The 23402-nt window shown below is 67.4% G+C and carries 23 protein-coding genes; 6 read left to right on the forward strand and 17 right to left on the reverse strand.

Annotated features, from left to right (window positions below; genetic code table 11):
• Positions 1 to 952: lipoyl synthase (lipA, locus tag OMP44_RS18785; protein ID WP_431312663.1), on the forward strand; the 952-nt coding region annotated here is incomplete at its 5' end.
• A gap of 127 nt (positions 953 to 1079) precedes the next feature.
• Here the strand turns inward: lipA and pgm are convergent.
• Both pgm and OMP44_RS18795 read right to left on the reverse strand, forming a co-directional pair.
• On the reverse strand, positions 1080 to 2744 hold the full coding sequence (gene pgm / locus OMP44_RS18790; RefSeq protein WP_280310352.1) for a phosphoglucomutase (alpha-D-glucose-1,6-bisphosphate-dependent): 1665 nt from the start codon (positions 2742 to 2744) through the stop codon (positions 1080 to 1082).
• A 158-nt stretch (positions 2745 to 2902) separates the two neighbouring features.
• On the reverse strand, positions 2903 to 3652 hold the full coding sequence (locus tag OMP44_RS18795) for a sulfite exporter TauE/SafE family protein (RefSeq protein ID WP_280310354.1): 750 nt from the start codon (positions 3650 to 3652) through the stop codon (positions 2903 to 2905).
• 103 nt (positions 3653 to 3755) lie between these two features.
• Between OMP44_RS18795 and OMP44_RS18800 the strand changes: the two genes are divergently transcribed.
• Positions 3756 to 4667 carry a LysR family transcriptional regulator gene (locus OMP44_RS18800; RefSeq protein ID WP_280310356.1) on the forward strand — a complete coding sequence of 304 codons (912 nt, stop codon included), beginning with the start codon at positions 3756 to 3758 and terminating at the stop codon, positions 4665 to 4667.
• Positions 4668 to 4710: 43 nt separating this feature from the next.
• On the opposite strand, the gene OMP44_RS18805 is transcribed toward OMP44_RS18800, so the two are convergent.
• The 5 genes from OMP44_RS18805 to leuS all read right to left on the reverse strand — a co-directional run bounded on the left by OMP44_RS18805 (position 4711) and on the right by leuS (position 10756).
• Positions 4711 to 6033, reverse strand: coding sequence for a lytic murein transglycosylase (locus OMP44_RS18805; protein ID WP_280310358.1), 1323 nt, complete (start codon positions 6031 to 6033; stop codon positions 4711 to 4713).
• An 84-nt stretch (positions 6034 to 6117) separates the two neighbouring features.
• On the reverse strand, positions 6118 to 6279 hold the full coding sequence (gene arfA / locus OMP44_RS18810; RefSeq protein ID WP_007159657.1) for an alternative ribosome rescue factor ArfA: 162 nt from the start codon (positions 6277 to 6279) through the stop codon (positions 6118 to 6120).
• Positions 6280 to 6366: 87 nt separating this feature from the next.
• Complete coding sequence (holA, locus tag OMP44_RS18815; protein ID WP_187978598.1) at positions 6367 to 7404, reverse strand: DNA polymerase III subunit delta; 1038 nt, start codon at positions 7402 to 7404, stop codon at positions 6367 to 6369.
• Positions 7405 to 7452: 48 nt separating this feature from the next.
• Positions 7453 to 8067, reverse strand: coding sequence for an LPS-assembly lipoprotein LptE (locus OMP44_RS18820; RefSeq protein ID WP_133859965.1), 615 nt, complete (start codon positions 8065 to 8067; stop codon positions 7453 to 7455).
• Between the two features lie 25 nt (positions 8068 to 8092).
• Positions 8093 to 10756, reverse strand: coding sequence for a leucine--tRNA ligase (gene leuS, locus OMP44_RS18825; protein ID WP_187978600.1), 2664 nt, complete (start codon positions 10754 to 10756; stop codon positions 8093 to 8095).
• Positions 10757 to 10933: 177 nt separating this feature from the next.
• Between leuS and OMP44_RS18830 the strand changes: the two genes are divergently transcribed.
• Both OMP44_RS18830 and OMP44_RS18835 read left to right on the forward strand, forming a co-directional pair.
• The gene (locus OMP44_RS18830) at positions 10934 to 11257 is read left to right on the forward strand and encodes a hypothetical protein (RefSeq protein WP_273862714.1); all 324 of its coding nucleotides are present in this window, start codon (positions 10934 to 10936) and stop codon (positions 11255 to 11257) included.
• 41 nt (positions 11258 to 11298) lie between these two features.
• A complete protein-coding gene (locus tag OMP44_RS18835; protein ID WP_158896199.1) occupies positions 11299 to 12060 on the forward strand; it encodes a YdcF family protein in 762 nt (253 codons plus the stop codon).
• A gap of 7 nt (positions 12061 to 12067) precedes the next feature.
• Here OMP44_RS18835 and lnt read toward each other — a convergent pair whose 3' ends face one another.
• The 6 genes from lnt to OMP44_RS18865 all read right to left on the reverse strand — a co-directional run bounded on the left by lnt (position 12068) and on the right by OMP44_RS18865 (position 18144).
• Positions 12068 to 13615 (reverse strand): apolipoprotein N-acyltransferase, encoded by a 1548-nt coding sequence (gene lnt, locus OMP44_RS18840; protein ID WP_280310382.1) that lies wholly within the window; start codon positions 13613 to 13615, stop codon positions 12068 to 12070.
• A 254-nt stretch (positions 13616 to 13869) separates the two neighbouring features.
• Positions 13870 to 14706, reverse strand: a complete 837-nt coding sequence (locus OMP44_RS18845) for a CorC family transporter (protein WP_133859960.1) — start codon at positions 14704 to 14706, stop codon at positions 13870 to 13872.
• A gap of 7 nt (positions 14707 to 14713) precedes the next feature.
• Complete coding sequence (gene ybeY, locus OMP44_RS18850; protein WP_158896205.1) at positions 14714 to 15169, reverse strand: rRNA maturation RNase YbeY; 456 nt, start codon at positions 15167 to 15169, stop codon at positions 14714 to 14716.
• A complete protein-coding gene (locus OMP44_RS18855) occupies positions 15159 to 16175 on the reverse strand; it encodes a PhoH family protein (protein WP_273862712.1) in 1017 nt (338 codons plus the stop codon). The genes ybeY and OMP44_RS18855 overlap by 11 nt, the downstream gene beginning before the upstream one ends.
• Before the next feature lie 100 nt (positions 16176 to 16275).
• On the reverse strand, positions 16276 to 17649 hold the full coding sequence (gene miaB / locus OMP44_RS18860; RefSeq protein ID WP_093251001.1) for a tRNA (N6-isopentenyl adenosine(37)-C2)-methylthiotransferase MiaB: 1374 nt from the start codon (positions 17647 to 17649) through the stop codon (positions 16276 to 16278).
• Positions 17650 to 17739: 90 nt separating this feature from the next.
• Positions 17740 to 18144, reverse strand: coding sequence for a Rid family hydrolase (locus tag OMP44_RS18865; RefSeq protein ID WP_280310386.1), 405 nt, complete (start codon positions 18142 to 18144; stop codon positions 17740 to 17742).
• A 119-nt stretch (positions 18145 to 18263) separates the two neighbouring features.
• Between OMP44_RS18865 and OMP44_RS18870 the strand changes: the two genes are divergently transcribed.
• Together OMP44_RS18870 and OMP44_RS18875 are read left to right on the forward strand one after the other, a co-directional pair.
• A complete protein-coding gene (locus OMP44_RS18870; RefSeq protein WP_280310389.1) occupies positions 18264 to 19187 on the forward strand; it encodes a LysR family transcriptional regulator in 924 nt (307 codons plus the stop codon).
• A 64-nt stretch (positions 19188 to 19251) separates the two neighbouring features.
• A complete protein-coding gene (locus tag OMP44_RS18875) occupies positions 19252 to 19587 on the forward strand; it encodes a DUF1820 family protein (RefSeq protein ID WP_007159644.1) in 336 nt (111 codons plus the stop codon).
• A gap of 154 nt (positions 19588 to 19741) precedes the next feature.
• On the opposite strand, the gene OMP44_RS18880 is transcribed toward OMP44_RS18875, so the two are convergent.
• The 4 genes from OMP44_RS18880 to OMP44_RS18895 form a co-directional block, all read right to left on the reverse strand.
• Positions 19742 to 20287: a tetratricopeptide repeat protein gene (locus OMP44_RS18880; protein ID WP_187978604.1), complete on the reverse strand. Its 546-nt coding sequence runs from the start codon at positions 20285 to 20287 to the stop codon at positions 19742 to 19744.
• 211 nt (positions 20288 to 20498) lie between these two features.
• On the reverse strand, positions 20499 to 21785 hold the full coding sequence (gene hemL, locus OMP44_RS18885; RefSeq protein WP_263259734.1) for a glutamate-1-semialdehyde 2,1-aminomutase: 1287 nt from the start codon (positions 21783 to 21785) through the stop codon (positions 20499 to 20501).
• A 20-nt stretch (positions 21786 to 21805) separates the two neighbouring features.
• Positions 21806 to 22435: a thiamine phosphate synthase gene (gene thiE, locus OMP44_RS18890; RefSeq protein WP_273862709.1), complete on the reverse strand. Its 630-nt coding sequence runs from the start codon at positions 22433 to 22435 to the stop codon at positions 21806 to 21808.
• Positions 22432 to 23229, reverse strand: a complete 798-nt coding sequence (locus OMP44_RS18895) for a hydroxymethylpyrimidine/phosphomethylpyrimidine kinase (RefSeq protein WP_273862708.1) — start codon at positions 23227 to 23229, stop codon at positions 22432 to 22434. The genes thiE and OMP44_RS18895 overlap by 4 nt, the downstream gene beginning before the upstream one ends.
• Positions 23230 to 23402: the final 173 nt, after the last annotated feature.

Below are 23402 nucleotides of genomic sequence, written 5' to 3' on the forward strand. Positions count from 1 at the left end.
CCCCAGCAAGGTGGAAGCCGGCGTCAAGCTGCGCGGCGCCGAAAAGGTCGCACGCATCCCGGTAAAGATCATTCCCACCGAGGAGCTGCCGCGCAAGCCGGACTGGATCCGCGTGCGCATCCCGGTCACCCCCGAGGTCGAGCGCATCAAGCAGCTGCTGCGCAAGCACAAGCTGCACAGTGTCTGCGAAGAGGCCTCCTGCCCCAACCTGGGCGAGTGCTTCTCCGGTGGCACCGCCACCTTCATGATCATGGGTGACATCTGCACCCGTCGCTGCCCCTTCTGCGACGTCGGCCATGGCCGACCGAAGCCGCTGGACGTGGACGAGCCGAAGAACCTGGCGGTGGCCATCGCCGACCTGGGTCTGAAGTACGTGGTCATCACCTCGGTGGACCGCGACGACCTGCGCGACGGCGGTGCCCAGCACTTCGTCGACTGCCTGCGCGAGATCCGCAAGCTGACCCCCGGCATCCAGCTGGAGACCCTGGTGCCGGACTATCGCGGTCGCATGGACGTCGCCCTGGCCATCACCGAGCAGGAGCCGCCGGATGTCTTCAACCACAACCTGGAGACCGTGCCGCGCCTGTACAAGGCGGCGCGCCCGGGTTCGGACTTCGAGTGGTCGCTGGACCTGCTGCAGAACTTCAAGAAGCGCGTGCCCCACGTGCCGACCAAGTCCGGCCTGATGCTGGGCCTGGGCGAGACTGACGAGGAAGTCATCGAGGTCATGCAGCGCATGCGCGAGCACGAGATCGACATGCTGACCCTCGGCCAGTACCTGCAGCCTTCGCGCAACCACCTGCCGGTGCAGCGTTTCGTCCATCCGGATACCTTCGCCTGGTTTGCCGAGGAAGGCGCCAGGATGGGCTTCAAGAACGTGGCCTCGGGTCCGCTGGTGCGTTCCTCGTACCATGCCGACCAGCAGGCGCACGGCGCCAAGAAGATCAGCTGATCCTTGCGTCGCAATGGAAAAGGGCAGCCACGGGCTGCCATTTTTTGTGGATAGACACCTTCACCCCCGCCAATCCGTTCTCAGCGCCCTCTCCTTGGGGAGAGGGTTGGGGTGAGGGCGCGCGCCGTCAGCCGCGCAGCACGCCATCCACCAGCGCCTTGGCTTCTTCCTGGATGCGACCCAGGTGGGCTTCGCCCTCGAAGCTCTCGGCGTAGATCTTGTAGACGTCCTCGGTACCCGAAGGACGGGCGGCGAACCAGCCGTTCTCGGTGACCACCTTGAGGCCACCGATGGCGGCGCCGTTGCCGGGCGCCTCGGTAAGGATGGCGGTGATCGGCTGGCCGGCCAGCTCCTTGGCGGTGACCTGGGCAGCGGACAGCTTGCCGAGGCGGGCCTTCTGCTCGCGGTCGGCGGCGGCGTCGATGCGCTGGTAGACCGGGGCGCCGAAGCGTTCGGTCAGGGCCTGGTAGCGCTCGCCCGGGTCCTTGCCGGTCACGGCGGTGATCTCCGCGGCCAGCAGGCCGAGGATGAGGCCGTCCTTGTCGGTGGACCAGGCGCCGCCGGCCTTGCGCAGGAAGGACGCGCCGGCGGATTCCTCGCCGCCGAAGCCCAGGCTGCCGTCCAGCAGGCCGTCGACGAACCACTTGAAGCCTACCGGCACTTCCACCACCTGGCGGCCGATGCCCTTGGCGACGCGGTCGATCATCGAAGAGGACACCAGGGTCTTGCCGATGCCGGCCTGCGGGCTCCACTGCGGACGGTGGGTGAAGAGGTATTCGATGGCCACCGCCAGGTAGTGGTTGGGATTGAGCAGGCCCACCGAGCGGGCGATGATGCCGTGACGGTCATGGTCGGTGTCGCAGGCGAAGGAGACGTCGAATCTGTCCTTGTTCTCGATCAGGCCGGCCATGGCGTGGGGCGAGCTGCAGTCCATGCGGATCTTGCCGTCCCAGTCCAGGCGCATGAAGCGGAAGGTCTGGTCGACGCGGGTGGACAGCACCTCCAGCGGCAGGCCATAGCGCTCGGCGATGCGCGGCCAGTAGTGCACCCCGGCGCCGCCGAGGGGATCGACGCCAAAGGTCAGCCCGGAGCCGCGGATGGCATCCAGGTCGATGACCTGGCCCAGGCCGCCGACATAGCTGTCGAGGAAGTCGAACTTATGGGTGGTGGCCGCCTTGAGTGCCTGGCGGTAATCCATCCGCCTGACGCCGTCGAGACCGGCCACCAGCAGGGCATTGGCGCGGTCCTGAATACTCTTGGTGACGTTGGTGTCGGCCGGGCCGCCATTGGTGGGGTTGTACTTGAAGCCGCCGTCGGCCGGCGGATTGTGCGACGGGGTGATGACGATGCCATCGGCCAGGCCCGAGCTGCGGCCGGCGTTGTATTCGAGGATGGCGTTGGACAGCGCCGGGGTGGGCGTATAGCCCGGCTCGCCGTTGGTCTCGGCGCAGCCGGCGTCGATGCGCACTTCCACGCCGTTGGCGGCGAGCACTTCCAGGGCGGAGATGAAGGCCGGCTCGGACAGCGCATGGGTGTCCATGCCCATAAACAGCGGGCCGTCGACGCCCTGGGCCTTACGGTATTCGCAGATGGCCTGGGTGATGGCGAGGATGTGCCATTCGTTGAAGCTGCCCTTCAGCGAGGAACCGCGGTGCCCGGAGGTGCCAAAGGCGACCTGCTGACCCGGATCGCTGGGATCGGGGCGATCGCTGTAGTAGCGTGCCACCAGGCGCGGCAGGTGGGTCAGGGTATTCTCGTCGGGGAGGCGTCCTGCGTTGGGAGCGAGCGTCATGAAAGCGTCCTGTATACGTCGGAAAGAGGCAGCGGTCAGGCACAAGGCCGGGTCGAAGGGGCGCCGTGGCACGGCGACCCTTCAATTACGCCCATAGACCCTGCTGCCCGTCGAAGGTGCAGCCTACACCGGCTGTACCTGACAGCACTGTGACGGATTCAGCCAAGATAGCCCAGGCGCAGCAGATAATGCAGGACGGCGTAGGCTCCCAATAGCAGCAATCCAGCAAAGAACAGCCGGCGGAACAGGCGCTCATCGAGACGCTGACGCACGCGCTGGCCCAGTCCCATGCCCAGGAGGGCCGGGAGCAGCAACAGGCTGGAAGTACCCAGGCGCTCGACCGCCAGTCCGTTCTGCCACCAGAGGCCCACCAGCAGGGCCAGGGTGGCGACGGTAAAGCTCAGCCCCAGGGCCTCGATCAGCTGTTCCTTGTCCAGCGCCAGACTCTGCAGATAGGGCACCGCCGGCAGCACGAAGACGCCGGTCATGCCGGTGATCAGACCCGTGACTAAACCCACCAGCGGAGCGACCTTCCCTTCATGACGACCGGGCGCGGGCAGGCGCCAGCCCGTCCAGCCGATCAGGCCGTAGGCGACCAGCACCGCACCGAGCGCGGCGGCGAGTCCGGTACCATCGCTCCCGGTCAGCAGCGGGATGCTGAGCAGGGTGCTCGGCACCAGGGCCAGTTGCAGCGGCAACAGGCGTTTGAACGTCTGCCGGGGCGAAGGACCGGCGCAGAATTGCCAGACATTGGTGAGCAGGGAGGGGATCAGCAGCAGGGCGGCGGCTTCGGCTGGCGTCATCAGCAGGGCCAGCAGACTCATGGCGACGGTGGGCAGGCCCAGGCCCAGCACGCCCTTGGTCAGACCGGCGAGCACGAAAATCAGGGTACAGAGCAGCAGGGTCATGGTCGCCTCCTCGGGTAGAGGCGTTACCATGGATTTCAGGACCGCAGGTGAGAAGCCGGGATTGACGAAGGCTGCCTACGGTCGGCACAGAGGCTCTCCGGCGATGCGCTACGACCTGCTCGACCTGCGTCTGTTTCTCCACGTCGTGGCAGCGCGCAGCATCACCCTGGGCGCCGAACGGAGCCACCTGGCGCTGCCTTCCGCCAGTGGCCGCATCAAGGCCCTGGAAGACAGCCTGGGAACGCTGCTGCTGATCCGCCACGCGCGTGGCGTACGCCCCACGCCGGCTGGCGTGACCCTGGAGCGCCATGCCCGGGCGATCCTGTCGCGGCTGGAGGAAATGGACCAGGACCTGGCTGGCGCGGTGGCGGACAGCCGGACACGGGTGCGGCTGTTGGGCAACGGCGCCGCGGTGATGGAGCATCTGGATGACCCCCTGGCCGCTTTTCTCCAGGCGCAGCCCAGGGTGGACGTGGAGGTCGAGGAGCTGCCCAGCTCACGCATAGTGCTGGCGCTCCGCGAAGGTCGCGCCGACCTGGGAATCTTCGTGGCGGCGCCGGGTTTGGAGGATCTGCAGATTCGGCCCTTTCGCGACGATCCCCTGGTGCTGGTCGCTGCGCCGGGTAGCCTGCCTTTGCCGGATGGGGAGGCGGTCGATTTCGCGCGACTGCTCGAGCAGCCCTTCGTCGGCCTGTCTCGCGGCAATGCCCTGCAGCTCCATGTGGAAGCCCAGGCGGCGCAGTGGGGCCGGGAGCTGGCGATCCGCATTCGGGTACCGAGTCCGATCCAGGCCTGCGCTCTGGTCGCCCGCGGCTTGGGCCTGGCGATCCTGCCGGCCGCCAGTCTGGTCCGGGCAGGACCGAGCGTGGCGCTGGTCAGCCACCCGCTGCGCGATGCCTGGGCGCGTCGCGAACTGGTGGTGGGCTGCCGGGACGGCAACGAGCTGTCGCCGGCGGCGGCAGCCTTGCTGGAGGTGCTGGTGGAGACCGGAAGGGAGGGTGTCGAAGCGCGCTGATCGGCGACCCGATCTCGGTTGAGATACGGGTCGCCAGCGGGCGTCAGCCGCGCAGTTTGTCCAGCAGCTGATGGTTGGGATAGCCGTCGGCGGGCCAGCCCTGGGATTGCTGATAGGCGCGAATGGCCTTGCGGGTGTTGGCGCCGATGATGCCGTCGGCGCTGCCCGGATCCAGACCCAGCGCGGCCAGGCGCTGCTGCAGTTCGACGCGCTCGCTGCGGCTCAGCGGCAGATCGTCGGTGGGCCAGCTGCCGGCGATCTGGCCGGCGTCGCGATAGCGCTCCGAGAGCAGCGCCACGCCCAGGGCATAGGAGCTGGAGTTGTTGTACTTGAGGATGGTGCGGAAATTGTTGAACACCAGGAAGGCCGGGCCGCGATGGCCGGCGGGCAGCAGCAGCGAAGCGCTGTCGCTCGGCTGGGCGGCCGGTTGCGGCAGGCCGAGGCCCTGGATGCCCAGGGCGTTCCACTCGGCCAGGCTCTTGCGTACGCCCATGTCGGCCAGACTGTAGTCGAAGTTGGCCGGCACCCGGACCTCGTAGCCCCAGGGCTTGCCGTCCTGCCAGCCGGAGGCCTTGAGGTAATTGGCGGTGGAGGCCAGGGCATCGGCGGTGGAGCCCCAGATGTCGCGGCGACCGTCGCCGTCGAAGTCCACCGCGTACTGGTCGTAGGTGGTGGGGATGAACTGGGTCTGGCCCATGGCGCCGGCCCAGGAGCCGATCATGCGGTCGGCGGTGACGTCACCGTGCTGCAGGATGCCGAGGGCGGCGATGAGCTGGTCCTGGGCGAAGTCCGGGCGGCGACCTTCGTAGGCGAGGGTGGCCAGGGAGCGGATGACGCCCTTGTTACCCATGTTGTTGCCGTAGTTGCTCTCCATGCCCCAGAAGGCGACCAGGCGCGCCGGCTCGATGCCGTAGCGGGCTTCCAGGGAGGCCAGCAGCCCGGCCTGCTGGATCAGCAGACTCTTGCCATTGCGCACCCGCAGAGGCGAGACGGCGGATTCCAGGTATTCCCAGACCGGCTTGGTGAATTCCGGCTGGCTGCGATCGGCGGCGATCACCGCCGGGTCGGGTTGCACGCCAATGAAGGCCTGGTCGAAGGTGGCGGCGGATATGCCCCGGCCCAGGGCCAGGGCGCGGAAACGGCTACGCCACTGCTCGAAGCTTTCCTCCGGTTGCGGCATGGCCTCGGCCGCCGAAGCGGGGGCGTTCGCCGCGGGTGCGGGTTTGGACGAGGAGGGCGAAGAGGGCGCCGCGGTGGGCGTCGTCGGAGTCTGGGCGCAGGCGGCCAGGGCGGCGGTCAGCAGGGTGACCAGGGTTCCGGCGAGGAGGCCGCCGGTCTTGAATCCGCGGGTTTTCCCGAATTGCATCTGTCTCCACCGGACGTCTAGGCAGGAAGGCTCACCTTAGCACGGCCCGGGTCCCGACGTCTGTCAGGCGTCTGCACGCGGCTTTCAGGCGGCCAGAAAGACCGAAGCCTTCTCGTCTTGCAACGAGAAGGCTTCGCGGCGGTAGCTGCCTTTGCCCTTGGCGGGCTTTTCCTGGCGGGCGCGATAACGGGGATCGCTGACGAGGACCTTGGCCTTGTTGGGGCCGCGGCTGTATTTCTTGGCCATGGTGCGGGCTCCGAGTGATGGGGGTTCCCCCTTGATGGGGACGCGCCAGTCTATTGCAAGGGCCGTGAATTACCAGGCCCGCCAGCGCTAGGACCTGGGCAGGGTCAGTCGCTTGCCGGCGAGCGTCAGCGCCAGGCTGGCCAGGGTCAGCCAGACCTCGCCGGGCGCCTGGCCCTTGATCTGTTCGTCGGCGACCTGGGCCTCGCGCAGCAGGGCTTCCAGTCGGCGGGCACCCTGGCGCTGCAGGGCGCGGCTGACCAGTGGACGACGCTTGTCCCATACCGGTGGCTTGACCTGAGTGAAGGCGCGTTCCAGCGGCGTGCCGCTTTCCTGCAGATGGGCCAGGTTGGCCAGCAGGCGCAGTTCCCGGGCCAGGGCCCAGAGCACCACGGCTGCTTCCACGCCTTCGCCGCGCAGGCCTTCGAGAATGCGCAGGGCGTGCTCCGCATCGCCGGCCAGGGCGGCGTCCAGCAGGCCGAAGACGTCGTAGCGGGCACTGTCGGCCACCGAGGCGCGTACGGTCTCGGCATCCACCTGGGAGCCTTCGATGAGCAGGCGGAGCTTTTCGATCTCCTGCGCCGCGGCCAGCAGGTTGCCTTCCACCCGCTCGGCGATCAGCTCGACGGCTTCGGGGGTGGCGGCCAGCCCCAGGCGCGACAGGCGCTGGTTGATCCACTGCGGTAACTGCGCCAGTTCCACCGGCCAGATCTGCACGAATTGCGCCTGCGGGTGCTCCAGCAGGGCCTTGGCCCACTTGGTCTTCTGCGCGGCGGCGTCCAGGCGCGGCAGGCTGATCAGCAGCAGAGTGTCCTCGGCCGGGCGGGCGAGGTAGTCGAGCAGGGCGGCGGAGCCCTTGTCGCCGGGCTTGCCGGTGGGCAGGCGCAATTCGAGGATGCGTTTCTGGGCAAACAGGGAAAGGCTGGCGCCGGCCTCGTAGAGGCGGCCCCAGTCGAAGCCGGCATCGACGTCGAAGACCTCGCGCTCGTCGAAGGCCTGGGCGCGAGCCGCGCCGCGAATGGCGTCGCTGGCTTCCTGGCAGAGCAGGGGCTCATCGCCACTGACCGCATAGACGGCGGCCAGCGAGCCCTGGAGCTGCTTACCGAGCTGGTTGGCGTTGAGTTTCATGCTGAACCGGAATGGCAAACCGGAGCCTTGCGGCTCCGGGTGCGGCGCTTAGCGCGCGGGGGTGGGGATGTCGATCGGCGACTGCTGCGGCGGGGCGGACTCGCGGGCACGGCGGTCGGCGTCGGCCTTGGCGGCGGCACGGGCATCGGCGTCGCGCTGCAGCTTCTCCAGGCGCTCCGGTGTCAGGGCCTGCAGGCGGGCGGCCAGCTGCTGCACCAGTTCGCGGCGCATCTCGCGACGCAGCTGGTCCTTCTGCTGCTCGGAACCGACGATGTTGTTCTGGTCGGTCACGTAGTAGCGCTGGGTTTCCAGGTAGTCGCTGACCAGCACCGCCTGGTTCTTGCCGACGATGGTATAGGGCTGACGGGTGGTCAGCTCGACCTCGGCACTGCGGGCGCCGCTGGTGTAGCTGGCGGTGCGCTCGCTCTGGGCTTCGCCGCCCAGATCCAGGGTGTAGGGCGCGCCCGAGCTGATCCGCACATGGGCGTCCTCGAGCATGTCGCGCACGTCCTTGACGGTCTGGCCATAGGCGTCGCGCGCCGTCAGGTTCAGCTCGTTCACGGTCAGGCGGGTTTCGCCGGTGCCACGCAGCTGGAAGCCGCAGGCGGTCAGCAGGGTCGCCAGGCCGACTACCGCAAGGCCGGGGAGAATCCGTTTCTTCATCTGTTGTCTGCTCCGTTCGCGTGTCTTAGTTGGCGACGATGTTGACCAGTTTACCCGGGACCACGACCACCTTGCGGATGGTCAGGCCCTCGGTGAAGCGTGCCACGTTCTCGTTGGCGCGGGCGGCGGCCTCGATGGCCTCGCGGCTGGCATCGGCCGGTACTTCGATCTGGCCGCGCAGCTTGCCGTTCACCTGGATGACGATCTGCAGACTGTCCTGCACCAGGGCGCTTTCGTCCACCTGCGGCCAGCGGGCGTCGATGACCGCATCGCTGTGGCCCAGCTGCTGCCAGAGACCGTGGGCGATGTGCGGGGTGATGGGGGCCAGCAGCAGGGTGACGGCCTCCAGGCCCTCCTGCAGCAGACGGCGATCGGTGTCGCTGTCCTGGGCGGCCTTTTCCAGCACGTTCATCAGGGTCATGACCGCGGCGATGGCGGTGTTGAACTTGTGGTGCTGACCGATATCCTGGCTGGCCTGGCGGATGGCCAGGTGGATGGCGCGACGCACCTCCTTCTGGGCCGGTGACAGCTCGCCGAGGGCGCCGGCGCTCGGCAGGCCCTGGGTGACGTGGGCCTGGGCCAGACGCCAGACGCGGCGCAGGAAGCGGCTCGCGCCCTCGACGCCGGAATCGGACCATTCCAGACTCATGTCCGGCGGCGAGGCGAACATCATGAACAGCCGGCAGGTGTCGGCGCCGTACTGGTCGATCATCGCCTGGGGATCGACGCCGTTGTTCTTCGACTTGGACATCTTCTCGACGCCGCCGATTTCCACCGGCTGGCCGTCGCTCTTCAGGCGCGCGCCGATCACCTTGGCCTTGGCATCGCGCTCCACCTCGACATCGGCCGGGTTGAACCAGTCCTTGCTGCCGTTGGGCAGGGTGCGGTAGTAGGTCTCGGCCACCACCATGCCCTGGGTCAGCAGATTCTCGAAGGGCTCGTCGGAGTCGATCAGGCCCTGGTCGCGCATCAGCTTGTGGAAGAAGCGCGAATAGAGCAGGTGCAGGATGGCGTGCTCGATGCCGCCGATGTACTGGTCGACGGGCAGCCAGTAGTTGGCTTCTTCCTTGTCCAGCATGCCGCCGGTGAAGTTCGGCGAGGCATAGCGGGCGAAGTACCAGGAGCTTTCGACGAAGGTGTCCATGGTGTCGGTCTCGCGACGGGCCGGCTGGCCGTTGCGCGGATCGACGGTCTCGTAGAATTCCGGCATGCGCGCCAGGGGCGAGCCGGCGCCGTCCGGCACCACGTCCTCGGGCAGCACCACCGGCAGCAGGTCGGCCGGGACCGGGATGTCGATGCCGTCGTCACCATGGATGATCGGGATCGGGCAGCCCCAGTAGCGCTGGCGGCTGATGCCCCAGTCGCGCAGGCGGAACTGGGTGCGCGGCTGACCCAGGCCCTTGGCCTGCAGATCGGCGCCGATGGCGTCGAAGGCGGCGTCGTAGGCGAGGTTGTCATAGGCGCCGGAATTGATCAGGAAGCCTTCCTTGCTGCCGTACCAGTCCTTCCACTGCACCGGGTCGAACTGGTAGCGCTCGTATTCCGCGGGGCTGAAGTCGTCCGGATTGGCCAGCACGCGAGTGGCCTCTGCGGTATCCACCACCTGGACGATGGGCAACTGGTACTTGTTGGCGAATTCGAAGTCACGCTCGTCGTGACCGGGCACGGCCATGACTGCGCCATCGCCGTAGTGCATCAGCACATAGTTGGCGACCCACACCGGCAGGCGCGCGTCGGTCAGCGGATGGCGGACGAACAGGCCGGTGTCCAGGCCCTTCTTCTCCTGGGTGGCGATGTCGGCTTCGGCGACGCCGCCGCGCTTGCACTCGTCGATGAAGGCCTGCAGCTCGGCGTTGCCCTGGGCGGCCTGGGTGGCCAGCGGGTGTTCGGCGGCCACGGCGACATAGGTGGCGCCGAGCAGGGTGTCGGGGCGGGTGGTGAAGACCTTCAGGGTGCCTTCGGCGCCGATGCTGTCCTGGTCATAGGGGAATTGCACCTCCATGCCGCGGGACTTGCCGATCCAGTTGCGCTGCATGGTCTTAACCTGCTCGGGCCAGCCGGGCAGGCCGTCGAGGGAGGTCAGCAACTCTTCCGCATAGTCGGTGATGCGGAAGTAGTACATGGGGATCTCGCGCTTCTCGATCAGCGCACCACTGCGCCAGCCGCGGCCGTCGATGACCTGCTCGTTGGCCAGTACGGTCTGGTCCACCGGGTCCCAGTTCACCGTACCGTTCTTGCGATAGATGATGCCCTTCTCGAACAGCTGGGTGAACAGCCACTGCTCCCAGCGATAGTAGTCGGGCTTGCAGGTGGTGACCTCGCGGGACCAGTCGATCGCCAGGCCCAGGCTCTGCAGCTGGGACTTCATGTAGGCGATGTTCTCGTAGGTCCACTTGGCCGGGGCCACGCCGTTCTTCATGGCGGCGTTTTCCGCGGGCATGCCGAAGGCGTCCCAGCCCATGGGCTGCAGGACGTTCTTGCCCAGCATCCGCTGGTAGCGGGCAATGACGTCACCGATGGTGTAGTTGCGCACGTGCCCCATGTGCAGCTTGCCGCTGGGGTAGGGGAACATCGACAGGCAGTAGAACTTCTCCTGGCCCGGGCGCATGGTGGCCTTGAAGGACAGATTCTGGTCCCAGAAGGACTGGGCGGCGGCTTCTATTTCGCGGGGCTGATAGTGTTCGTGCATGGGCGTGTCGGGGGCTGCAGAGGCGTTTGATCGAGCCGCCAAGCATACATGACCCCCCGAGCGCGGGGAAATGTCCCGGTCCGCCGCTTGTTTCGCACTCTGGGGGAGGCAGGGTTGGAAGGGCCGTACTAGGCTGTTCAAACGTCCGTTCAATTACCCGGGAGGATGATCGCCATCATGGGAAAGTTTCGACGCGAGTCCGAAAAGCTGCCCGTCGACGTACGCCTGCAACGGCGCCTGGCGCTGGCGCTGGATGAGGCGGTGACCCAGGAACGCCTCTATGACAGTGCCAACGGGGAAGTCGAGGTGCAGGGCCTGAGTCCGGCCGAATATGCGCTGGTCAAGCGCTGGCTGGCGCGCCATCAGGCAGCCGATGCCGCCCTGGCCTGTTGCCTGGGCTGTGGCCGGGTCCAGCCGGCGGGGGCCTTCTGTACCCAGTGTCAGGGTCGACAACTGCAGGTCGAGGGTTCTTCTGCCCCGGTTGGCGCTCCCCTACACTAGGCGCCGCCGCGACCCGGAGGTCGCCCCCGACCGGAGGGACCATGGGTCTGCGCTATTTCTTCAAGCAACTGCTGCTGCCACCGGGCGGCCTGCTGCTGCTCCTGCTACTGGGCTGGTGGTTGCGCCGGCGTTATCCGCGCCTGGGCCTGGCCTGTTTTCTGGGTGGTCTGCTGGGCCTCTGGGCCAGCACCCTGCCGGTCGTGGTGGAGACGGGTGGGCGCCTGCTGGAGCGCGATGCCGCGCTGCCTGAGGCGCGCTGGGCGACGCTTGCCCAGCAGGCCGACGCCATCGTGGTGCTGGGTGCCGGTCGCGAAGTGGACGATCCGGGCTGGGCGGGCGATGCCGCCAGCCATCTGGCCGTGGAGCGGCTGCGCTATGCGGCGCGGCTGGCCAAAGCCAGCGGCCTGCCGGTGCTGATCACCGGGGGCTCGCCCCATGACCGCCCACTGAGCGAGGCGGCGCTGATGACCGAGGTGATGGAGCGCGACCTGGGCGTGCCGGTGCGCTGGCAGGAAGGCGCCAGTCGCACCACCTGGGAAAACGCCACCCTGAGTGCGCCGCTGCTGCGCGAGGCCGGGGTGAAACGGGTGGTGCTGGTGACCCAGGCCTATCACATGGCTCGTTCGCGCTGGTGTTTCGAACGGCAGGGCCTGCAGGTGGTGGCCGCGCCCATGGGCTTCATCGGTGTCGCCAATGCCCGGCCCTTCGGTGGCTGGCTGCCGGAAGCCAAGGCGGTCGAGCAGACCGCCCAGTTGCTCAACGAGGCCGCCGGGCTGCTGCTCTATCCGCTCGCCTATCGCTAGTGCTCGCCTAGCTCTGGGTGACCACCAGCGGTGCCTCTTCCGCACGATCCTGCCGACGCAGCAGCAGGCCCCACAGCAGCACCAGGGCGGAAAAGATCGCCAGCGGCCAGAGACGGTAGTGCAGATAGGGCGTCAGGCCATCCATGGGTACCACGCTGCCCTGTAGCACGCCGACCTGGAAGGCCGGGATCTGCCGGCTGATGCGACCGAAAGGGTCGACCAGGGCGGTGATGCCATCGTTGGTGACCCGTACCAGCCAGCGACCGCTTTCCAAGGCACGCATCTGCGCCATCTGCAGGTGCTGCTGCGGACCGATGGACTTGCCGAACCAGGTGTCGTTGCTGATGGTGAGCAGCAGCTGACTCTGGGCCGCCATGCTGGCGACGAATTCCGGATAGACCACCTCGTAGCAGATGTATGGCGCCACGCGATAGCCCTTCACCAGCAGTGGCTCCTGCTGCTCGGGACCGCGGACGAAGTCGGACATGGGCAGATCGAAGAAGCCGATCAGGCCACGCAGGTATTCCTGCAGCGGCACGTATTCGCCGAAGGGCACCAGCTTCTGCTTGTAGTAGGTGCCAGCGCCATTGCCGACCGCGGTGATGCTGTTGAAGTAACGCGAATCGCCGTCGGCGTCGCGTTCGCGGGCGGGCAGGCCGGTTACCAGGGCGCCGCCATGGGCGGCCACCTGGGCACCTTCGGCGGCGAGGAAGTCACTGACGTATTCGCGCAGCACGGGAATGGCGTTTTCCGGCCAGACCACCAGGTCGGCATCGCCTTGCTCGGCGGTGCGGTCGCGATAGAGCGCCAGGGTGGCGCGGGCGTGGTCGGGATTCCACTTGAGTTCCTGGGCGATGTTGCCCTGGACCCCGGCGACCTTGAGCGGCGCACCCGCGGGTTGGGTCCAGACCTGGCCCTTGAAGACATCGCCGGCGACCCAGGGCAGGGCCACCAGCACCAGGCTCGCGACCAGGGCGAGCGGCCGCATGATCAGGCGTGGGGCGTTGACCAGCAGCGCCGCGGTAAAGGCCAGCGCGGCCGAGATCAGCCAGACGCCGCCCAGGGGTGCCAGGCCCTGCAGGGGGCCGCTGAGCTGGCTGTAACCCAGCAGCAGCCAGGGAAAGCCGGTGAGCGCCCAGCTGCGGAACAGCTCCAGGGCGAACCACAGGCCGGCAAAGGTCAGGGCGTCGCCCAGGGGCGCCTGGTTGCGTCTCAGGCACAGTGCCCAGAGCCCGGCGGGCAGGGCGAAGAACAGGGCGATGCCGGCGCAGAAGCCCACGGTGAGAAAGAGCGCCAGGGGCACCGGCGCGGCACCGTAGGTGTGGATGCTGACGTAGATCCAGCTGGTGCCGGCGAGAAAGGCGCCGAAGCCGTAGCACCAGCCGCGCAGCAGGGCGCGCCAGGCACCGAGCCCCTTGAGGCCCAGGTAGAAGAGGCCGGCGGACAGCAGTGCCAGCGGCCAGATGTTGAAGGGGGCCAGCGCCAGGGGCGTAAGGGCACCGGCGAAGAGCGCCAGAAGGTTGCCCTTCCAGCCGGGTTGAGAGATCCAGCGCATCGAAAATCCTTGGTCCGATCGAGGCTGCGCAAGCTTACTCGTCGCCGCGAGGGAGTGCCAAAGGCGCGTGCGGGGGAGCGAGCTGGATCGCAGTTGGAGAGGGGGATGGAGCTTGTCGCGGCGCGAGCGTCCCGTAGGTTGGGTTGAGACGGCTCCCTCGTCGAAGCCCAACAGTATCGACCTCGAAGCAAGGCCTGTTGGGCTTCGCTGCGCTCAACCCAGCTCTCTCCCGGAGGGAGAGGGGGCAAGAGCGGCTAGCGGTTGACCGGGGTGACGCGCAGGAGGTGGATGCGGCGGCCGTCGGCGTTGAGCACGCGGAAGCGGAAGTCGTCGATCACCGTTTCCTCGTTGCGCTTGGGCAGGTGACCCAGGCGATTCATCACCAGGCCACCGGCGGTGTCGGCCTCGGCATCGGCGAAACGGGTCTCCAGGGTCTCGTTGAGCGTCTCTATGGGGGTGAGCGCCTTGACCACGAAGTCGCCGTTGGGCAACGACTTGATGAAGCTCTCTTCCTCCACGTCGTGCTCGTCCTCGATCTCGCCGACGATCTGTTCCAGCACGTCCTCGATGGTCACCAGGCCGGCGACGCCGCCGTATTCGTCCACCACGATGGCCATGTGGCTGTGGGTCGAGCGAAATTCCCGCAGCAGCACGTTGAGGCGCTTGGACTCGGGCACGAAGGTGGCCGGGCGCAAGGCCGTCTTGAAGTCGAAGACCCGCGCCTGGTCCAGCAGCAGCGGCAGCAGGTCCTTGGCCAGCAGCAGGCCGAGCACGTCGTCGGGGCCGTCGCCGATCACCGGATAGCGGGAATGCGCCGCCTCGATCACCGCCGGCAGGAATTCCGCCGGGGTCTGCTGGGCGCGGATGCTGATGATCTGCGAGCGCGGCACCATGATGTCGCGCACCTGCAGGTCGGCCACCGAGATGGCGCCCTCGACGATGGACAGCACTTCGCTGTCGAGCACCTTGTTCTCATGCGCCTCGCGCAGCAGTTCCAGCAGTTCCTGGCGACTCTTGGGTTCATGGGCAAAGGCCTGGACGATGCGTTCCAGCCAGGAACGATGCCCAGTGCCTGATCGATCTTCGTTCATGTGTCTGTCATTCACCGTAGGGATCGGGGTAGCCCAGTTCAGCGAGCAATTGGCGTTCCAGTTCTTCCATCTCCTCGGCTTCGTCATCGTCCAGATGATCGTAGCCGAGCAGGTGCAGGCAGCCGTGGATGACCAGGTGCGCCCAGTGCGCCGCGGCGGGCTTGCCTTGCTCGGCGGCCTCGCGCGCAACCACGGGGGCGCAGATCACCAGATCGCCGAGCAGGGGGATGTCGAGGAATTCGTCCGGCACGTCGGCCGGAAAGGACAGCACGTTGGTGGCGTAGTCCTTGTGCCGCCAGGTGCGATTCAGCTCGCGGCCTTCGTCTTCGTCCACCAGGCGGATGGTGAGTTCCGAGTCGCCCTGGCGGGCGCGCAGGGCCAGTTCACACCAGCGGCGTAAGTCCGGCTCCTCGGGGAGGTCGGCCGCCTCGCTGGCGACCTGGACGTCCAGCTCAATCGCCATGGCGATCCTCTCCCTGAGCACGCGGCCTGTCCTGCAGCGCCTCGAAGCGGTCGTAGGCCTCGACGATGCGCTGTACCAGCGGGTGGCGCACCACGTCCTTGGATTCGAAGTGGGTGAAGCCGATGCCGGGCACGTCGCGGAGGACCTCGATGACGTGCTTGAGGCCCGACTTGGTACCACGCGGCAGGTCGACCTGGGTGACGTCACCGGTGATCACCGCGGTGGAGCCGAAGCCGATCCGGGTCAGGAACATCTTCATCTGCTCGAGGGTGGTGTTCTGACTTTCGTCGAGAATGATGAAGCTATTGTTGAGGGTGCGGCCGCGCATGTAGGCCAGCGGCGCGACCTCGATGACCTGGCGCTCGATGAGCTTGGCCACCTGCTCGAAGCCGAGCATCTCGTAGAGGGCGTCGTACAGCGGGCGCAGGTAGGGGTCGATCTTCTGCGCCAGGTCGCCGGGCAGGAAGCCGAGCTTCTCGCCGGCTTCCACCGCCGGGCGCACCAGCAGGATGCGACGGATCTGCTCGCGCTCCAGGGCGTCCACGGCGCAGGCCACGGCCAGATAGGTCTTGCCGGTACCGGCCGGGCCTATGCCGAAATTGATGTCGTGATCGAGGATCGACTTGACGTAGCGCTGCTGGTTGGCGCCACGCGGGCGGATCATGCCCTTCTTGGTGCGCAGGGCCACGCTGGTGTCGCCACCGCTGCGGTGCTCTTCCTGGAGGGCTTCCAGGCCGGATTCCTGCAGATAGAGGTGGACCAGTTCCGGGGCCACCGCGGTGCCGCTGGCGGTCTCGCGATAGAGGCGCTGCAGGAGGTTCTGGGCCGCGCGGGTGCGCTCGGGATCGCCGACCAGTTCGAACTGGTTGCCGCGATTGCGGATCTCGATGCCGAGGCGGCGTTCGAGCTGGCGCAGATTTTCATCGAGCTGGCCGCACAGGTTGGCGAAACGGTCGGCATCGAAGGGTTCGAGGGTGAAATGCTGGAGCGTCTGGGGGGTATTCAAGGTGTGCTGGGAAACCCTTTGGATTGGCTTTACGAAATCTTGACGTAGCTTGAGAGTAACCTGCGTCGCGCCCTTGGCAAAGGGCGCGTGCGACCATCCATCAGGCCAGCGCGACGGCGACGGGCGGGCGCGCACCGCTGGCGACGGGGGCCAGCAGGGTGCCGCGCAGGGAGTGCGGCAGGGCCTCGTCGATGTGCACCTGGACGAACTGGCCGATCAGGCTGGCATCGCTGCAGCGGAAGTTGACGATGCGGTTGTTCTCGGTGCGACCCTGCAGCATGCCGGGATCGCGTTTGGAGAAATCGCTGACCAGGATGGTCTGGACGCTGCCGGCCATGCGCCGGCTGATCTCGAAGCCCTGCTGGTGGATGCGCGTCTGCAGGATCTGCAGGCGCTGCTTCTTGAGCTCGTCGGGGGTGTCGTCGACCAGGTCCGCCGCCGGGGTGCCGGGGCGGGCGCTGTAGATGAAGGAGAAGGAGAAGTCGAAACCGACGTCCTCGATCAGTTTCATGGTCTGTTCGAAGTCTTTCTCGGTCTCGCCGGGGAAGCCGACGATGAAGTCCGAGCTGATGCAGATGTCGGGTACCGCCGCCTTGAGCCGGCGGATGCGCGACTTGTATTCCAGCGCCGTGTGGTTGCGCTTCATGGCCGCCAGGATGCGATCCGAACCGGCCTGCACCGGCAGGTGGACGAATTTCACCAGCTCCGGGATCTCGGCGTGGGCCTGGATCAGGGCGTCGGAGAATTCCAGCGGGTGCGAGGTGGTGTAGCGGATGCGGTCGATGCCGTCCACCGCCGCCACCACATAGAGCAGCTCGGCGAAGTCGGCGATGCGCCCGTCGCCGGTGGCGCCACGATAGCCGTTGACGTTCTGGCCCAGCAGGGTCACCTCGCGCACGCCGTGCTCGGCGAGGTGGATGATCTCGGCGAGGACGTCGTCCAGCGGCCGGCTGACCTCTTCGCCGCGGGTATAGGGCACCACGCAGAAGGTGCAGTACTTGCTGCAGCCTTCCATGATGGAGACGAAGGCGCTGGGTCCGTCGATGCGCGGCTCGGGCAGGCGGTCGAACTTCTCGATCTCGGGGAAGGAGATGTCCACCTGGGGCGCCCGGGTGGTGCGCGCGGCGTCGATCATCTCCGGCAGGCGATGCAGGGTCTGGGGCCCGAAGACCACGTCGACATAGGGGGCGCGGTCACGGATGGCAGCGCCTTCCTGGCTGGCCACGCAGCCGCCGACGCCGATCACCAGGTCGGGATTCTCCAGCTTGAGTTCGCGCCAGCGACCGAGCTGGGAAAACACCTTTTCCTGCGCCTTCTCGCGGATCGAGCAGGTGTTGAGCAGGATGACGTCGGCCTCGGCCGGATTCTGGGTGACTTCCAGCGGCTCCCGTTCGCCGAGCAGGTCGACCATGCGCGACGAATCGTATTCGTTCATCTGGCAGCCATGGGTTTCGATATAGAGCTTCTTGGACATGCGCGGCAGGGAGTCGGTGGCGAGTGGACCGCGCATTATAATGATGGCCTTCCGCACGGGGAAGAGCCGCCCGGAGGGCGCTGCCCAGGCCTAGGCCTGGGCAGCGCCCTCCGGCAGCTGGGCGATGACCTTGATCTCGAAGCGAAAGCCGGCCAGCCAGGTGGCGCCGACCGCGGTCACCGTCGGGTAGGGTGCCGTGCCCCAGTGCTCCAGCAGCACCGGCCAGATCCGTTCGAAGCTGGCTTCGGCATCGACCATGAACAGGGTGACGTCCACCACGTCGGCAAAGGCGGCGCCGGCCGCGGCAAGGACGGCGTCGAGGTTGGCGAAGGCCAGGCGGACCTGGTCTTCCAGCTCCGGCTCGGGCGAACCGTCGGCGCGGCTGCCGACCTGCCCCGAGACGAAGAGAAAGCCGTTGGAACGGATGGCCGGCGAATAGCGGTGCTGTTCGTAGAGGGCGTGGCGCTGGGCGGGAAAGACGACGTCGCGGGTCATGATGGGGCTCCGTTAAGGATCGCTGGAGCCACCTTAGGCGCCGTCCGCCAGGGGATAAACCCGGCCAGGCGGTCAGCATTGTTTGTACAATCCAAACAATCCCCTGTTCAGGAATCGGCATGGATCTGTTCGCCGCGATGCAGACCTTCGTGCGGGTGGTGGAAGCCGGCAGCTTCACCCGCGCGGCCGAGACCCTCGGCCATAGCCGCACCCGCGTCACCCAGCAGGTGCAGCAGCTGGAAGCGCACCTGCAGGTGCGCCTGCTCAATCGCACCACCCGGCAGGTGCAGGTCACCGCCGACGGCGCGGCCTATTACGACCGCTGCCTGGGCGTGCTGGCGGCGGTGGACGATGCCGAGACGGGGCTTTCGGTGGCCACCCGCACGCCCCGTGGCCGCCTGCGGGTGGACGTGCCCAGTCCGCTGGCGCGGCTGATCCTGATCCCGGCCCTGCCGGACTTCTTCCAGCGCTATCCGGACATCCAGCTGGAGCTGGGTGTCAGCGATCGCCAGGTGGATCTGATCGGCGACAACGTCGATTGCGTGATCCGCGGCGGGCGCATCCGCGAGCAGTATCTGGTGGCCCGGCAGCTCGGCGCGCTGCGGCTGGGTTGCTATGCCGCGCCGGCCTACCTTGCCACCCAGGGCACGCCGGTTCATCCCGCCGAGCTGGCCGAGACGCCACACCGGGTGGTGCGGTTTCTCTGGGGGGCGGGCAAGGGCTTTCCCTACGCCCTGCAACGAGGTGCCGAGCGTCTGGAGCTGCAGAGCCGGCACAGCCTGGAGGTGGACGACGGCAACGCCTGCCTGGCGGCGGGGCAGGCCGGCCTCGGGGTGGTCTGCCTGCCGCATTACCTGGCGGCGGCGGCCATCGCCCGTGGCGAACTGGTCAGGCTGTTCGCGGACTGGCAGGTGGCGCCCATGCCGCTGTATCTGGCCTTCGCGCCCAACCGTCACGTCAGCGCCAAGTTGCGGGTCTTCATCGACTGGGTGAGCGCGCTGGTCGCCGAGCGGGCCTGGCTGGAAACCCCAGGCGACGGCTGACGGGAGTCGAGGCCGGCGTGCTATGCTCGCCGCCCTCTTTTCACCGTCGAAACCCGCCTCCGCCATGAGCTCATCCCCCAGCAAGCCGGCCATCTACAAGGTCATCTTCGTCAACCAGGGCCAGGTCTTCGAGATCTACGCCAAGCAGATCTTCCAGAGCGATCTCTGGGGCTTCCTGGAGATCGAGGAGCTGGTGTTCGGCGAGCGCACCCAGGTGGTGGTGGATCCGAGCGAGGAAAAGCTCAAGGCGCAATTCGAAGGCGTGGTGCGCAGCTTCGTGCCCATGCACTCGATCATCCGCATCGACGAGGTGGAGCGCCTGGGCCAGCCCAAGATCAGCGAGGCCAAGGGCGGCACCAACGTCATGCCGTTTCCCATGCCCATGCCCGACAAGCCCTGAGAACCTGCCCAAAGTCCGCTGCGCGTCGGCCAAATGGCGTTGAAAATGGCTTCGGAATGCTCATTTACTACTTGTAAACTCCGCTTCCTCAGCCATTTCCGCCTTGTTTGTCTCTAGCTCGCAAGACTTTGAACAGGCTCTGCCGGGCTCGCCGTCAGTTCTGCGGCGGCTGGAAGGGATTAAGGTTGCCCGCGGTCTGCATGTCCTGCAGATAGTCGCGGAAGATCTGGCCCAGCACCTGGGTGGCCATCTCCAGCTCGTCACGGCGCATCTGGGCGCTGACCAGGTCGGCGGTATCCATGGCTTCGTCGTTGCCGTTGATGGCGGCCATCTTCAGCACGATGTAGGCCTGGATGTTGTTGGGCGGTACGCCCTCGCCGCGAAAGAACATGGTGCCAAGGCGATTCTGCGCATCGGCATTGCCCTTGAGCGAGGCCTGCTCGAACCACTGACGCGCCTGGTTGAGATCCTTCGGTGTCTGCTTGCCTTCGTAGTAGAAGTCGCCGAGTTCGTACTGCGCCTGGGAATCGCCGTCGTGGGCGATCTGCTGGCAGCGGGCGATCGCCTGCGCCAGGGCTTCGTTGGCCAGATTCAGGTTGCAACGGCTGGTGCTGGGGACGAGCAGCGAATTGCCGCCGGCCAGGGCGGCCAGGGGCATCAGAATCAGGGCTGCGCACAGGGTACGACCAGCGCGGTGCATGAAGCGCCTCCACAAGCGAGGCAGGTTCGGAGAACCCGGTCGGCGAAACGCGCCGACATCTCATTATGGGTCAAGCCGACGCACGCTTTCAAAACCTTTACGCGCAACGGCGGAACTTTTTTACCCGTGACGCCGGCCACTCAACTAGGTGTGAGGCCGGCAGGGCAGAGAGGTTCCACCAGCGAGACGAACGACACCTGTCAGACGAGTCCTAGTCCTTGAAGGTGGCGAAGGCACGCTCGGCGGCGTCCAGGGTGATGCGCAATTCCTCGTCGCCGTGGGCGATGGAGGTGAAGCCGGCTTCGAAGGCGCTGGGCGCCAGGTAGACGCCACCGTCCAGCATCAGGTGGAAGAAGCGCTTGAACCTCTCGCTGTCGCTGGCCATGACATCGCTGAAGGTGACGATGTCTTCGGCGCCGCTGAAGTAGAGACCGAACATCCCGCCCGCCTGGGTGGTGACGAAGGGCACACCGGCGGCATCGGCGCGGTCCTGCAGGCCCTGCAGCATCCGCGTGGTGTAGTCGGTCAGCTCGGCGTGGAAGCCGGGACGGCGGATCAGTTGCAGGGTGGTGAGGCCGGCGGCCATGGCCAGTGGATTGCCCGACAGGGTGCCGGCCTGGTAGACCGGGCCGAGCGGGGCGATCTTTTCCATGATCTCGCGCTTGCCGCCAAAGCAGCCCACCGGCATGCCGCCGCCAACGATCTTGCCGAAGGTGGTCAGGTCGGGACGGATGCCATAGTGCGCCTGGGCACCGCCCAGCGCGACGCGGAAGCCGGTCATGACCTCGTCGAAGATCAGCACCACGCCGTAGCGGTCGCAGAGGTGGCGCAGCCCTTCCAGGAAGCCTGGCGCGGGCGGTACGCAGTTCATGTTGCCGGCCACCGGCTCGACGATGATGCAGGCGATCTGGTCGCCGACGTTCGCCAGGGTTTCTTCCACTTCGCCCAGGTCGTTGTAGGCCAGGGTCAGGGTGTGCTGCGCGAAGGCCGCCGGGACGCCGGGTGAGCTGGGCACGCCCAGGGTCAGGGCGCCGGAGCCGGCCTTGACCAGCAGGCTGTCGGAGTGGCCGTGGTAGCAGCCCTCGAACTTGATGATGGTGTCGCGCCCGGTGTAGCCGCGCGCCAGGCGGATGGCGCTCATGGTGGCCTCGGTGCCGGAGCTGACCATGCGCACCATTTCCATGGACGGCACGATCTCGCAGATGAGGTCGGCCATGGTGGTTTCCAGGGCGGTCGGCGCGCCATAGGAGAGGCCGTGTTCCAGCTGGCGGCGCACGGCATCGAGCACGTCCGGATGGCTGTGGCCGAGGATCATCGGACCCCAGGAACCGACGTAGTCGACATAGCGCTTGTCATCCTCGTCGACGATGTAGGCGCCCTGGGCGTGCTTGAAGAACAGCGGCGTGCCGCCGACGCTCTTGAAGGCGCGGACCGGCGAGTTGACGCCACCGGGGATGTGGCGCTGGGCTTGGTCGAAGAGTTGCGCGGAGCGGGACATAGAGGTCTCCTTGAACGGGATCAGGCCGCGAACAGCCGGGCGAAGGCGCGCGCGCGGCGCTCCACCTCGCCCGCGTTGGCGGCGGCAAACAGACTGTGGACGACGGCGAGCAGATCGACGCCGTGGGCGAGCAGGTGCGGGGCGTTGTCCAGGGTGACACCGCCGATGGCGCAGACGGGCAGGGCGAAGCGGCGGCGGGCCTGGTCGAGCAATTCCAGGGGCGCTGGCGGGGCATCCGGCTTGGTGCTGGAGGCGAAGAACCGGCCGAAGGCCAGGTAGCTGACACCAGCCTGGACTGCAGCCTCGGCCAGTTGCAGGCTGGCGTGACAGGTGCCGCCGAGAATCGCCTCCGCGCCCAGTGCGGCGCGGGCCGCGACCAGGGAGCCGTCTTGCTGGCCCAGGTGCAGGCCGACGCCCAGCTGGCGGGCCAGGGCGAGGTCGTCATTGATGATCAGGTTGGCGCCATGCTGCTGGCAGAGCTCGGCCAGGGCGGCGGCTTCGTCCTGGCGGCGGCTGGCGTCGCCTGACTTGTCGCGGTACTGCACCAGCCGGGCTCCGCCCTGCAGCGCGGCTTCGACATAGGGCAGCAGGCGACCCTCGGCGAGCAGGGCGCTGTCGGTGATGGCATAGAGGCCGCGCAGCGGGCTCATGAGCAGAAATCCAGCGGCAGGCGGCGCGGCACGTACTGGCCGCGCCCGGGGCGTTCGGCGTCTCTCAGGGTGCGCCAGGTGTAGTCCAGGGCGCTGCGCACCGCACTGGGCAGGGCTTCGCCCAGCGCCAGGCGCCCGGCCAGGGTGCTGGCCAGGGTGCAGCCGGAGCCGTGGTAGCTGCCGGGCAGGCGCTGGCAGACGTGGGTCTCGCAGCCACCGGCACGGTCATAGAGGCGGTTGTGCACCTCGTGCTCCTCGCCATGACCGCCGGTGATCAGCAGGTGGGCGCAGAAGGGCAGCAGGCGCTCGGCGCACTCCTCTGGAGTGCCTTCGGGCAACTCGGCGAGGATGCGTGCCTCGGGCAGGTTGGGGGTGGCGATGGTGGCGCGCGGCAGCAGCCGCTCGCGGATGGCGTAGCCGACCTCGTCCTTGCCCAAGGCGCCGCCGCCACCGGCGCGCAGCACCGGATCGCAGACCAGGGGGACGCCGGGCAGGGACTCCATGATCTCCAGCACCGTCTCGACCATCTCCACCGAACCGAGCATGCCCAGCTTGACCGCCGCCACCGGCAGGTCGGCGATGATCGCCCGCGCCTGGGCCAGCACCCACTCGCGATCCAGCACCCGGAAGTCATGCACGTCGACGGTGTCCTGCACGGTCAGGGCAGTGACCGCCGGGGCGGCATGGCAACCCTGGGCGAGCAGGGCTTCGATGTCGGCCTGCAGCCCGGCGCCGCCACTCGGATCGTGGCCGGACAGGCAGAGGACGACAGGACGTTGGGGTTCGAGGGTCATGGGCGTCAGCCTAGCAAAGGGAAAAAGGGGCGCAGCGGCCGGGTGCCGCAGGGAGTGGCACCCTACAACGACCTTGCGCCCTGCGCCACCCGTTGACATGGGACCCGGATCGGGACGAAGGAACTCCGCGGCCGGTTGGGTAGCCGATATACTGCACCTTTGCTCGGGTAAGG

The sequence above is a fragment of the Pseudomonas flavocrustae genome, assembly GCF_029872515.1.
GTDB classification, from domain to species: Bacteria; Pseudomonadota; Gammaproteobacteria; order Pseudomonadales; family Pseudomonadaceae; genus Chryseomonas; species Chryseomonas aestiva.